The 12,860-nt window shown below is 48.0% G+C and carries 11 protein-coding genes; 5 read left to right on the top strand and 6 right to left on the bottom strand.

Annotated elements, in window-relative coordinates:
• The first annotated feature begins 251 nt into the window (after window positions 1-251).
• Window positions 252-2,966: an aconitate hydratase AcnA gene (gene acnA, locus ACTHPG_RS26790; protein WP_440392403.1), complete on the top strand. Its 2,715-nt coding sequence runs from the start codon at window positions 252-254 to the stop codon at window positions 2,964-2,966.
• Window positions 2,967-3,099: 133 nt separating this feature from the next.
• Here acnA and ACTHPG_RS26785 read toward each other — a convergent pair whose 3' ends face one another.
• The 5 genes from ACTHPG_RS26785 to ACTHPG_RS26765 form a co-directional block, all read right to left on the bottom strand.
• Complete coding sequence (locus tag ACTHPG_RS26785) at window positions 3,100-3,309, bottom strand: hypothetical protein (RefSeq protein WP_440392402.1); 210 nt, start codon at window positions 3,307-3,309, stop codon at window positions 3,100-3,102.
• Between the two features lie 12 nt (window positions 3,310-3,321).
• Window positions 3,322-3,882, bottom strand: coding sequence for a VanZ family protein (locus ACTHPG_RS26780; protein WP_440392401.1), 561 nt, complete (start codon window positions 3,880-3,882; stop codon window positions 3,322-3,324).
• 28 nt (window positions 3,883-3,910) lie between these two features.
• Complete coding sequence (locus tag ACTHPG_RS26775) at window positions 3,911-4,774, bottom strand: M15 family metallopeptidase (protein ID WP_440392400.1); 864 nt, start codon at window positions 4,772-4,774, stop codon at window positions 3,911-3,913.
• A gap of 80 nt (window positions 4,775-4,854) precedes the next feature.
• Window positions 4,855-5,961: an ATP-binding protein gene (locus ACTHPG_RS26770; RefSeq protein ID WP_440392399.1), complete on the bottom strand. Its 1,107-nt coding sequence runs from the start codon at window positions 5,959-5,961 to the stop codon at window positions 4,855-4,857.
• Complete coding sequence (locus ACTHPG_RS26765; RefSeq protein ID WP_253429893.1) at window positions 5,954-6,652, bottom strand: response regulator transcription factor; 699 nt, start codon at window positions 6,650-6,652, stop codon at window positions 5,954-5,956. The genes ACTHPG_RS26770 and ACTHPG_RS26765 overlap by 8 nt, the downstream gene beginning before the upstream one ends.
• Window positions 6,653-7,000: 348 nt before the next feature.
• Between ACTHPG_RS26765 and ACTHPG_RS26760 the strand changes: the two genes are divergently transcribed.
• From ACTHPG_RS26760 to ACTHPG_RS26745, 4 genes are all read left to right on the top strand, one after another.
• A complete protein-coding gene (locus ACTHPG_RS26760; RefSeq protein ID WP_440392398.1) occupies window positions 7,001-7,951 on the top strand; it encodes a helix-turn-helix transcriptional regulator in 951 nt (316 codons plus the stop codon).
• 81 nt (window positions 7,952-8,032) lie between these two features.
• On the top strand, window positions 8,033-8,875 hold the full coding sequence (locus tag ACTHPG_RS26755) for a zinc ribbon domain-containing protein (RefSeq protein ID WP_440392397.1): 843 nt from the start codon (window positions 8,033-8,035) through the stop codon (window positions 8,873-8,875).
• Window positions 8,876-9,371: 496 nt separating this feature from the next.
• On the top strand, window positions 9,372-9,539 hold the full coding sequence (locus ACTHPG_RS26750; protein ID WP_440392396.1) for a hypothetical protein: 168 nt from the start codon (window positions 9,372-9,374) through the stop codon (window positions 9,537-9,539).
• 179 nt (window positions 9,540-9,718) lie between these two features.
• Window positions 9,719-10,408 carry a hypothetical protein gene (locus ACTHPG_RS26745; protein ID WP_440392395.1) on the top strand — a complete coding sequence of 230 codons (690 nt, stop codon included), beginning with the start codon at window positions 9,719-9,721 and terminating at the stop codon, window positions 10,406-10,408.
• Window positions 10,409-10,956: 548 nt separating this feature from the next.
• On the opposite strand, the gene thiC is transcribed toward ACTHPG_RS26745, so the two are convergent.
• Window positions 10,957-12,741, bottom strand: coding sequence for a phosphomethylpyrimidine synthase ThiC (thiC, locus tag ACTHPG_RS26740; protein WP_440392437.1), 1,785 nt, complete (start codon window positions 12,739-12,741; stop codon window positions 10,957-10,959).
• Window positions 12,742-12,860 lie beyond the last annotated feature (119 nt).

The raw sequence follows: 12,860 nt of genomic DNA, 5'->3' as shown, positions 1-12,860 counted from the left end.
AGGTACACGAGATATCTTATTCCTGCTCGCTTCACGAAAACGCCTTCATCGGTTCAAAAGCTTGCTTGATCAGGCAAAAAGACCTTTACGTACGGAAGTGAAAACGGTATACTTAAAACTAAAGTTATGATTATGAAATTACGTTTCATCTGATGAAACTAACGAACAAGAACACGGAACGATGAAGGCCTGTTCTTCACCTAAATGAACGTTTTCTTCATCTCACCGACACATCCCAAGGAGGTACATGTATGTCAGCAAAGAATCATTTCTCCGCCGCTCGCAGTCTTGAGGTTGGAGGCAAGTCTTACCGCTACTACAGTCTCGATGCTCTTCAGGAAAACGGCCACGGCGATCTTTCCAGGCTTCCGTTCTCCATTAAAGTGTTGCTTGAAGCAGCAATTCGTCAATTCGACGGACGTGCCATCACCGAAGAACACGTAAAACAACTGACCGGCTGGGCAGATGGCCGTGATAATAACAAGGAAATTCCATTCATCCCTGCACGTATCGTTCTGCAGGATTTCACCGGTGTACCAGTTGTCGTTGACCTCGCTGCAATGCGTGATACTGTGAAAAAGGCAGGCGGAGATCCTAAACAGATTAACCCGCTCGTACCCGTCGATCTCGTTATCGACCACTCCGTCATGGTTGATGCTTTTGGTACCAACGATGCACTGGATTACAATATCCAAGTTGAGTTTGAGCGTAATGAAGAGCGTTATCGCTTCTTGCGTTGGGCGCAAACGGCATTCAACAACTTCCGTGCCGTTCCACCATCCACAGGGATTGTTCACCAGGTTAACCTGGAGTATCTCGCTTCCGTGGCAGCAACGAAAACCGTTGACGGCGAGACCGTTGTATTCCCGGATTCCCTCGTAGGTACAGACTCCCACACCACCATGATCAACGGACTTGGCGTTGTTGGTTGGGGTGTTGGTGGAATTGAGGCCGAAGCAGGCATGCTGGGCCAACCGCTCTACTTTGTAACACCGGACGTTATCGGTTTCAAACTGACAGGCAGCCTGAGCGAAGGCGCAACAGCAACGGATCTGGCACTGACCGTTACCCAATTGCTTCGTAAAAAAGGCGTTGTTGGTAAATTCGTAGAGTTCTACGGACCAGGTCTTGCCAACATTGGTTTGGCTGACCGTGCAACAGTAGCCAATATGGCACCAGAGTACGGCGCTACCATCGGTTTCTTCCCTGTCGATAGTGAAACGTTGAACTATCTGCGCAGCACGGGTCGTCCTGACGAACAGGTTGAATTGGTTGAGGCTTACTACAAAGCGCAAGGCATGTTCCGTACTTCCAGCACCGTTGACCCTGAATTCACAGATGTGATTGAACTGGATCTCGGCTCTGTTGTACCGAGCCTTGCAGGACCAAAACGTCCTCAGGATCGCATCGAGCTGACACAAATGAAAGAAAGCTTCAATAGCATCATCCGCACACCTGTAGATAAAGGTGGTTATGGGTTGAGCGATGAGAAAATTGAACAAAAAGTGCCTCTGAAGCACCCTAACGGTTCCACCAGTGAACTGAAAGCAGGCGCTGTTGTGATCGCTGCGATCACAAGTTGTACGAACACTTCGAATCCAAGTGTTATGGTTGGAGCGGGACTGCTGGCGAAAAAAGCAGTTGAACGCGGCCTGACCAAGCCAGGATATGTGAAAAGCAGTCTGACACCAGGTTCCCTTGTAGTTACCGAGTATCTGGAAAAAGCAGGCCTGATTCCATATCTGGACCAACTCGGATTCAACGTTGCCGGCTATGGCTGTGCGACTTGCATCGGTAACTCCGGCCCGCTTCCGGACGAAGTCAGCGAAGCGATTGCTGAGAACGATATGACCGTTGCGGCTGTATTGTCCGGTAACCGTAACTTCGAAGGCCGTGTGCACGCACAAGTTAAAGCCAACTATCTGGCATCACCACCACTCGTTGTGGCATATGCACTTGCAGGTACTGTAAATATTGACTTTGAAACCGATCCAATCGGTTATGATACGAACAATGAGCCTGTATTCCTGAAAGACCTCTGGCCTAGCTCCGAGGAAATCAAGGATACCATTGCAAGTTCCCTGAACGCTCAGATGTTCCGCAACAAGTACGAAAATGTATTTACAGCCAATGAGCGTTGGAATGCAATTTCTGTACCGGAAGGCGAATTGTACGAGTGGGACCCGAATTCCACGTACATTCAGAATCCTCCATTCTTCCAGGAGCTTGGCGACAAGTTGAACGATATCGCAGATATCCGTTCTGCACGCGTCATGGCATTGCTTGCGGATTCCGTAACAACGGATCATATCTCGCCAGCTGGTAATATTGCAGTATCCAGCCCGGCTGGACTGTACCTGAAAGAACATGGCGTAGAGCGCAAAGACTTCAACTCCTACGGTTCCCGCCGTGGTAACCATGAAGTGATGATGCGTGGTACGTTTGCCAATATTCGTATTCGTAACCAGGTGGCTCCGGGCACCGAGGGCGGTATTACGAAGTACCTGCCAACAGACGAAGAAATGTCCATCTACGATGCTTCCATGAAGTATCAGGATGAAGGACAGAACCTGATCGTTATCGCAGGTAAAGAGTATGGTACAGGAAGCTCCCGTGACTGGGCGGCAAAAGGAACATTCTTGCTCGGCGTCAAAGCCGTTATCGCGGAAAGCTTCGAGCGGATCCACCGCAGTAACCTGGTGGGCATGGGCGTTATGCCATTGCAATTCCAGGAAGGTCACGGCTGGTCCAGCCTCGGTCTGAACGGACGTGAGACGTATGATATTACTGGCCTCAGCAATGATGTGAAACCAGGTCAAGAATTGAAAGTAACCGTTACTCGTGAAGACGGTACACAGTTCGAATTCCCTGTCATCGCTCGTCTGGACAGCATGGTGGACGTGGATTACTACCATAACGGCGGTATCCTGCAAACCGTATTGCGTCAAATGATGAAAAAAGCTTAATGACTTGAATCAATCATTAATATGATGAAGTTATACCAAAAAGCTCCCCATTACGTGCAATCAGCACGTGACGGGGAGCTTTTGATATATATATAAATGTCCGCTGTTGCTTAAACTTTAAATCAACGGTCTGTTAATGCCCGACATGATGTGAGGCTTGATCCAACAGTTGAATCGTGCCCATGATCAGAAACAAACACGACAGAGCAATTAACGAACCGCCGACCCATCTCGACATGATCACTCGATCCGTGATCTGTTTCTCCGAAGCATCCGTTACACTGTGTGGATAGACGAGAAAAATTAGTCCTGCGCCAATAAACAGTACAGCCATTAGAATCAACGTGATCCCTCCCTACACATGACTCTCCTTGGAATTATACTTTTTCGACGTCACGCGGGATTCTCCTCCCACCAGCACCTTTTTCAGGCCCATAGCCATGGTGAAAACAATATATCCAATCAAGCCGCCGAGCGTATTAAGCATCAGATCATCCACATCAAATATGCCCATACCCGTCAACAACTGTGTCACCTCATAGCCCAGACTGAGCAGAAGGGACAGCACGAACACCTTTATTCCAGAGAATAATTTGTTGCCCGTCAACACAGGAATGAAGATGCCCAGTGGGATAAAGGCCACTACATTTCCTGCCAGATGGATTGCGGTGCCCGGGCGATGTAACGACAGGCTGTTCCAGTCTCGTGAAATTTCCTGAAATGGCGTCAGGTTGACAATTCGTGTATGGATCAGACCCGGTTGTTCCAAGAATGCCATAAGTCGAACCTTCACGATCCCAAAGTCGACTGGACTTCCTTTGAACAGGATCAACTTCGTCAGCAGATATAAATAGATCATGAAGACGGCAATCCAAAGGATGTAATATTTGCTTTTCTTCTGGTTGTTATCATTCATGTTGTCTAGCCTCCCTTGCGTTGCCCTGTTATTTCTTTACGGTGACGATGACACCATCCATGTTATCGCCCGATATTTCAGTTTGGCCTTGCTCAGGTATGTAAACGGTCATATCTTGGGTGGCTCTATAGTAGCGAATATGATATGCCTCACCCTCTACCTCCACATTAATGTTCTCTTTCTCTTTTAGCAAATCGAGATACTCTTCCAGCACCAGATTATTCTTATACATGACAGCACTGTGCGGCAGCCCTACATATCGAAAGTGCCATGGTTCATACTGTATACCCGTGATACGCACTTTATCCTTCGGATAACGTAAAATAAATCCGTATTTCCATGCATTCTTCTCCAGCCAGGCCCCTTCTGGTGCTTCATTCATGGCAGCCAATGTGGAACCGACATCCAGGGATAACCCGAGATTGTGCTCACTGTGACCGGCAGGCAGTGCGTAGTCTTCACCCTTTTCCCGATACAGCTCGTCCTGCTTCGCAAAATCCCTGTACCCGCTGCTGACAAGAAAATACCGGACTCCCTCTTCGCCTGCTGCTTCAACCATCTTCCGAAACTCCTGCGCTACCAGTCGGGATAACATGATTTTCCGATCCATTATTCCATATCCACGAAGCAAGTCATCCTCATCGGCCACATGTACAATATCGGATCTAACCCCCTCCTCGTGAACCGGGTATTGCTTATTAACCAGTAACAGGTTGCCCTTATGTACCTGATCCTGAATATTTCCCGTGACAGATACCGTATAACCTGCAGGATTTTCACGCGTATTCTGAATCTCGATAGGCAATTCATCCTTCTGCTGAAGCCAACCCGGTGATTGTGTAACAATATATCCGATCAAAACGATACATATCAAAAAGCCCCACTTCTTCATGCTTGTTCCTCCTTTTACCTCATACATCAAGGATAGACAAAACAAGTTAAAGAAAAAGCAGGGCATTTTTTAAGTTTTTCTTAAATTTGACGTCGAACCTCATTGAAGTATGGAAAACGCACTTCAAATAACGTCCGCACCACATCACTCTGGGCCGAAATCCTACCATCATGCTGTTCCACAATATTGCGGGCGATAAATAAGCCGAGGCCTGTCCCACCCTCCTGAGGGGTTCTGGCACGATCTCCGGTGTAATACATATCGAAGATATGCGGCAATTCCTCTGGGCGAATATGTCCACCATAGTTAATCACCTGAATAATAACCTGTTCTGCATCACGATATCCGTTAATATCCACGTACATGCCGTCCTTGCCGTGCCGTGCAGCGTTAATCAGCAGATTCTCGAACACACGAGCCAGCAACTCTCCATCACCGGAGATGGTAAGGTCCGTGTCTATTTTCAACCGGGCAACCAGTTGGTTCTTTTCAAATACAGGATAGAGCTCTTCGTTCATCTGCTTCAGCAGTTCGCTAAGATCCAGCCGTGTTTTGTTTATAGGCAACATGCCATAATTCATGCGGGTAATTTCGAACAAATCATCAATGAGCTTCTCCAGACGCTGTGATTTGGTGAATGCAATCGACGTAAAATGCCGTACCTGTTCCTCCGTCAGCTGCTCATCCTTCATCAGCAGATCCAGATAGCCCAGCACAGAGGTTAACGGTGTACGCAGATCATGCGCAAGGTTTACGATAAGCTGATCTTTGCTGTTCTCGGCAAAGTCACCTCGTTCCATCGCCTCCCGCAGCTTCTGGCTTGCCATATTCACACTCTCCGCAATTGAACCCAATTCATCCTTGGACGAGATCTGAACACGATGCTGAAAGTCTCCATTCGCCAAGTGATTAATGCCTGTGGAAATCTCTTTGAAATACGTGACATAAGGTCTCGTAAACAAGTAGAAAAATAAAATCGCAAGCGGGATGAAGAGCAGCATGAAGACATATAGATCGCCAATACTTCTCATGATATTACGATATTCTGCCAGCGGATCTTCTCTTCTGACCCCTGCATAATACATCTGCAACAGCCTGTACACGATAAATGTTACGGCACCAGAAGACAGCATGCTCAGCCCGAGCAGCATAATCATCGTTGTGCGAAAGCTTCTGCGTTTAGTCATTGAACGTGTACCCCACGCCCCAGATGGTTTTGATAAACTTGTTCTTGTCCACATCTTCTCCGAGCTTCTTGCGCAGCGTCCGAATATGTACCATAACGGTATTGCCACTTTCGAAATAAGCCTCTCCCCATACCTTTTCAAAAATGCTTTCTGCGCTAAAGACCTGTTTCGGATTGCTCGCGAGCAGCACTAAAATATCAAATTCCTTCGGTGTTAACTCCAGCGGTTTACCGTAAAGCGTCACGCTATGCTGCTCCGGTACAATGACAAGTCCGCCCTTTTCCAGAATCGAGCGTTGAACCGCCGCTGTGGACTGGCTGAATTGCAATGAACGCCGCAATTGAGAATTCACGCGTGCTACAAGCTCCATCGGATTAAACGGTTTGGTCATATAATCATCGGCACCCATCACGAGCCCCGTAATTTTATCCATGTCCGAGGTTTTGGCACTCAGGAAAATGATCGGAAAATGATGCTGCTCCCGTATTTTGCGGGTCACCTCATACCCGTCCATACCTGGCATCATAATGTCCAGTACGGCCAAATCAATGGCATGTGTCTGAATCGCCTGTAGTGCTGACTGTCCGTCAGATGCCTTGACGGTATGATAGCCTTCTTTTTGTAAATGTAAAGCCACCAGATCCGCGATCTCTACTTCATCGTCCGCAATCAGAATCGTAATTCGCTTCATTGCTTATTTCACTCCTATATGGGATGCTGGGCAATATAACACCTATGAATCTAACAGATAAGTACCAGATAAACAATTGAAAGCAATGTTATATAAGTTGGACAAAAGTTTTACACAGTTCACTCCGATGACAGAATAACCTTTCAATCGCTGTTATCCCCAGATTTTTTGATTCCCTCTTCCAAAGGGGAAAATCCGGTGATAAAGGCGAAGCATATGCTTCCGATGCAGCTTTCTTTCAGAAAGCTTTTAGCTTCGCTTTTTCAGGTTTTTTCTGCCCTCTCCGTTCAAGTGTAAAAGAAATAGCTCATTTATATAAACACAAATAAAAAAAAGGAAGAGGTAGCTATGAAACTGGAGCGTTTGTTAGCCATCGTTGTACTGCTTATTAACCGGGGGCGATTACAGGCAAAAGACCTGGCCGATATGTTTGAAGTTTCCATCCGGACGATCTATCGGGATATCGACACATTGGGGCAAGCCGGAATTCCGGTCGTGACCTATCAGGGAGCAAGCGGAGGCATCGGTCTAGCGGAAGGGTATCGTCTGGATCGCAATCTGTTAACCGACAGGGATCTTGTTTCCATCGTCACCGCCCTGCGCAGTATATCCACCTCACATACAAATGCGGCACGTGAACTGTTGGTGGAAAAGCTAAGCAGTATCGTCCCGGAAGCCAAAAATGAAGATTTTCAAGCCAGCACCCACCGATTCATCGTGGATCATTCAACGTGGACGCACCCTGAAGCGCTGCAACAGAAATTAAAAGTCATCGATCAGGGAATCGATCAGCTTCAATGCATTAATTTCGCCTATTGCAGCGCCGAAGGTGCACGGACCTATCGCACGGTTGAACCACACACGCTTGTGCTGAAGAGGCACGCATGGTATCTGTATGCTTTTTGCCATGAACGAAATCAATTCCGAATGTTCAAGCTGGTTCGCATGAAAGACGTCTCTCTTACTACAGAGCACTATGAACGAAAATCCATCAACCTTCAAGACCGGCCATGGCAGCAGGAATGGAGCCGGCCAGACAACCAGATTGGGATTACCCTGAGATTCCATGCACGTATCCGTCATCTTGCGGAGGAATGGTTCGGTATTGAAAATGTATTGCCTGACGGGAGCGGGTATTATATCAGCCAGGTCGCTTTTCCAGAAGATAACTGGCTGTACGGCTTCATCCTGGGCTTCGGGGCGGATGTTGAGGTACTGGAACCCTTGCATATTCGGAATAACGTGTGCCGTATAGCCGAACAAATTGTTCAAAATTATAAAATCTCCGCTCAAACCTGACAGACAGCTGTCCAGTTCCTCCCCGTATACTTCAAATATGTTCAGGTTGAAGTTGCATATATCCCCAAGGAGGAATGAAAGATGAACGTTACGGTATGTCAAAGCTGCGGTATGCCGCTCACAACAACTGCCCAATTCGGAACGGAAGCAGATGGAAGTATAACCCGTGAGTACTGTATCTATTGTTACAAAGAGGGCATGTTCGAACAGCCCGGTATTTCACTCGAAGGCATGACGGAGATGTGCACCAGCATTCTGAAGGACGAGGGTATGGATGAGGAATCCGCTCGTTCGATGCTGCGTAACCAGCTGCCCTTTTTGAAACGCTGGCGTAATGGAGGAAATGTAGGGATCGTTCAGGACGGGTCAGCCACTGTCGCTAATGCACCTATGCATGCCGGAGCACCGTCATCTGACGTTTCTTCTGCGGTTAACGACGCTCTGCTTGCCGGGGAACCCATTCGCTATGTCACCCTTCCAGGCAAACGCCTAGCCGGACTGTCCGCTCGTACGACCAACGCAATTGAGATGAGCGGCCAAGGCAGCATCGGTGCGTTGTGGGGTCGTTATTTTGCCTCCGAACATATTCCTTCTGTTGAAGCTGCACGTTACGGCTGTTACACCGATTACGAAGATGGCATTGTCGGAGAATATACCATTTTGATCGGACATGAAGTCGGTGAGAGTGAACTGCTGCCTGAAGGATTCGATGAGCTGCAGCTACCTCCTGCTACTTATGCAGTGTTTACTTCGAGAACCGGACCGATGGTTGAAGTGGTCAGCGAAGTGTGGGAAGCGGTGTGGGCGTGGAGCCATCAGAGTGACCGCACATTTACGGGAGATTTTGAGTATTACGATGAGCGGAGTTTAGACCCGGAGCATACACAGGTGGATGTGTATATTGCGGTAAAAGAACGCAGGTAACAGAATTAATACTAACGGATGCCCCTCTTGAAAAAGGGAATTTATTGAGAGAACTTAATGAAGAATTTCGTAGCTGCCAAGAGCTCTTGGCAGTTTTTTTACATTTTATGAGTAATATACCCCGACCATAGGACCAAGTTAGTTAGCATATATCATACCTAGTCACTTGGACATATGCCTTAGAGGCGAGCACCATTGACTTTCCTAAAATTAGGTCCATTCGCATAACAACCGATACCACGCTCCCATACCCCGCCTTTCATATCAGGTTCTATATTCCTGATTTTCCCTAAAACCGTTTACATCTTCTGAATACTGGGTAAAATCACTACATCCGAGTCGGAATTACCATTCAATTCTCGCTTATTCATGTAACAAGTCATAGTACCTATATGCGTACAGGTTGAATTCATTTTATTTCGACCAACAAAACTACTGTTGAAAATACATATAAATAACCGATGCATGTCCATCATGCACGTAAGGAGGAACCAAGATGATCCGCATGCCTATTCAGCAAATGATCCCGTATCACCACCAATATCCGCGCAACACGGCGACCAATGCACCCAAAAAGGAAAATGAGAACACTCAAGGCCTATCCTTCCATGAAATTTTACAGCAAAAAATGGCGAAAAAAACCGCTTCTCCTTCCCTTAGATAAAACGGATACCTGACGATTGCCATTTCGGTTATGAACCGTCTTTCCGCAGCTTGGCGGGAGGGCGGTTATTGGCGTTGAGCAGCAAACAACTGTACAGTTCTCAGGCATGTTTCTATAATGGTTTAAATATCTAAGAGATCATCCATGACATATACGAACTGGAAAAGGGGATTTAGCATATGATCACCATCGGTTGTTTTCACGCTCACTATTCCAACATCGCTTTAATTGAAGAGACGCTTGCTGCTTATGAGGTTGAATTGGTCCATTACGTCGACCCAGGTCTGGATCGTCTTAAACATGACGCTGACTTCACCGATGTCATCATCCACGAGAAAGTAGCCCAGACCCTCCGATGGATCGCCGAGTGTCATGCCGATGCCATCCTGGTCACATGTACCCTGTTTGCGACAGTATTGGAGCAGGAAGCCACACAGATCCCTGTGCCAGTGATTGGCATAGATGATCCGCTATTGCAGGAGATGCGGCGAGTCACGGGAGATTACATCATAGCCTTCACCAACCCGGCAACCATTGAAGGAACGATGGCACGGGTGAATCAGGCATTACAGCAAGAGGATGGGAATGAGCAACTACACGTTGCCAAGATATCTCAGACGGAAGCGGTATGCATCCCTGGGACATTTGAGTTGATTATGCGTGGAGATCAGCAAGGATATGTCGAAGCGGTACGTGAAGGACTACAGCAGATTGCTGAGCAGTATCCGGGTACAATGGTAGTGGCAGCCCAACTGTCCATGGCTCCCGCAGCTGCTCAGGTTACAGCAGACACGGGCATTGCGATCCATAGTCCGCTGGCATTGCTTGCGGCGCATTTGGATAAGAATTTGGGAGTGACTCGACAATAGTAGCATCAAACAATTAACTGATACAAATTTTCGATGTACTGCTGTGATGGTCTATCTCAGATATAATCCAATTACTACCACGTTAAAGATACAGGCAGTGTAGGATTGAGTTTTGGAGCTCTAGAGGTTGGCTTCTCAGGCTCGGCTGATAATGATTCCAGAGGCACACTTAAAAATTTTAATTACTAATAAAGTCTTTGTTAGAGATATTTATGTAATATAAGGTTGAATAAAGTTAAATTCACAAAAGAGAACGATATTAAATCGTTCTCTTTTACACATTTCATTCAACAAGAGAGGTGAATAAATTAATGCGATTTTTATATATTCTTATCTTGTTCCTAGTCGGTATGGGTTCTTCCGCACTTCTACATGCTAATAATCTTAAACTATCTGATGGCGTGCTGTTTGTCATCGCAGGCATCCTATTTCGGATTTGGCGTAAGTTAGATTGAATCCAAAAGTTACGGTGAAGAAGGTTTGGCCGCATCCAAACATTAATCCGTATTTATAATTTAAAGACACAAAACCTTCATCACTTGGCTCCCTTAGGACCGTGTCCGATATTCCTCGGCCTTTTCCTGCATACCCGCTGCTACAGCCTCATTCTCGGACAATCCTTTATCCGCCGCAAAAGCACGGATATCCTGCGTAATACGCATGCTGCAGAACTTTGGTCCGCACATGGAGCAGAAATGAGCTTCTTTGGCCCCTTCTGCCGGCAGCGTCTCATCGTGGTAGGACAATGCCCGTTCCGGGTCGAGTGACAGGTTAAACTGATCCCGCCAGCGGAACTCGAAGCGCGCCTTGGACAACGCATCATCCCGGCGCTGGGCGCGTGGATGGCCTTTCGCCAGATCGGCGGCATGGGCCGCGATCTTGTAGGCAATAACCCCTTCGCGTACATCATCCTTGTTGGGAAGCCCCAGATGCTCCTTCGGCGTGACGTAACAGAGCATGGACGTACCGAACCAGCCAATCATGGCCGCCCCAATCGCGGACGTAATATGGTCGTATCCCGGTGCAATGTCGGTTGTCAGTGGCCCGAGAGTGTAAAACGGTGCCTCCTGGCATATTTCCATCTGCAAATCCACATTCTCCTTGATCTTGTGCATCGGCACATGACCCGGGCCTTCGATCATGACCTGCACATCATGCTTCCACGCGATCTGCGTTAATTCCCCAAGCGTAGCCAATTCCGCCATCTGCGCTTCGTCATTGGCATCGTAGATGCTGCCTGGACGTAGTCCATCTCCCAGTGAGAACGCCACATCATACCTTTTCATAATCTCGCAGATTTCTTCAAAATGGGTGTACAAAAAATTCTCCTGATGATGCGCCAGACACCATGCTGCCATAATGGAGCCGCCGCGGGACACAATGCCTGTCATCCGTTTGGCGGTCATGGGGATATACCGCAGCAGCACGCCTGCATGAATCGTAAAGTAGTCTACGCCCTGCTCTGCCTGCTCTATGAGCGTATCACGGTACAACTCCCAGGTCAGCGCTTCCGCTTCGCCATTCACCTTCTCCAGCGCCTGATACAGCGGCACCGTGCCAATCGGCACAGGTGAATTGCGGATAATCCATTCTCGTGTCGTATGAATGTTTTTGCCTGTGGACAGATCCATCACCGTATCCGATCCCCATCGTACCGCCCATGTCATCTTCTCGACCTCCTCCTCGATGGAGGAAGATACAGCGGAATTACCGATATTGGCATTGATCTTCACGTGAAAATGACGACCAATCAACATCGGCTCACTCTCCGGGTGATTGATGTTGGAGGGCAGGATGGCCCGCCCGCTCGCCAGCTCCTGCCGTACGAACTCCGGTTCCACCCCTTCACGGATAGCGGCATACTCCATCTCCGGTGTAATCATGCCCTGCCGTGCATAATGCATCTGCGTGACACAGCGCCCAGCCTGAGCACGCAGCGGTTGTCCCCGAAATCCAGGGTATTCCTCTGCCCCGGCTCTCCGCCCTCCAGGCTTTAATCCGTTATCCTCGGGTTGAACGGCTCTGCCCTCATACGCCTCAACGTCACCGCGTTCCATAATCCAGTGATTTCGGAGCGCAGGTAATCCCTTCCGAATATCCATCTGGAATTCGGGATCAGTCATGGGGCCGCTCGTATCGTAGACACGCAGCGGTTCGTTATGCTCCACCCCTTGGGGAGTATTCGTGTCATGAAGGGCTATCTCACGCTCGGGAACAGCAATGTCCGGTCGTGAGCCCTGAATGTAGACTTTGCGGCTGCCCGGAAAGGGCTGAACCCGTCCAGCCACTCCCGTTTCCTTTTCCACCGGTTGACCTTTATGTTTCTGTTTCATCGCTTGCTGTCCCGTTTGATTTCCTGTACTCATGTTCGCTCATCTCCTCCTCAGTGTTCGTTCGCTTGGTTTGGTTGGTAGCATCATTGGCTCGCTTACATCCCTATCCCAAATCATGC

It is taken from the genome of Paenibacillus sp. SAF-068 (assembly GCF_051967555.1).
Classification (GTDB): domain Bacteria; phylum Bacillota; class Bacilli; order Paenibacillales; family Paenibacillaceae; genus Paenibacillus.
Note: the sequence above shows the minus strand (reverse complement) of the source record. Positions and strands in the feature narration are given on the sequence as shown.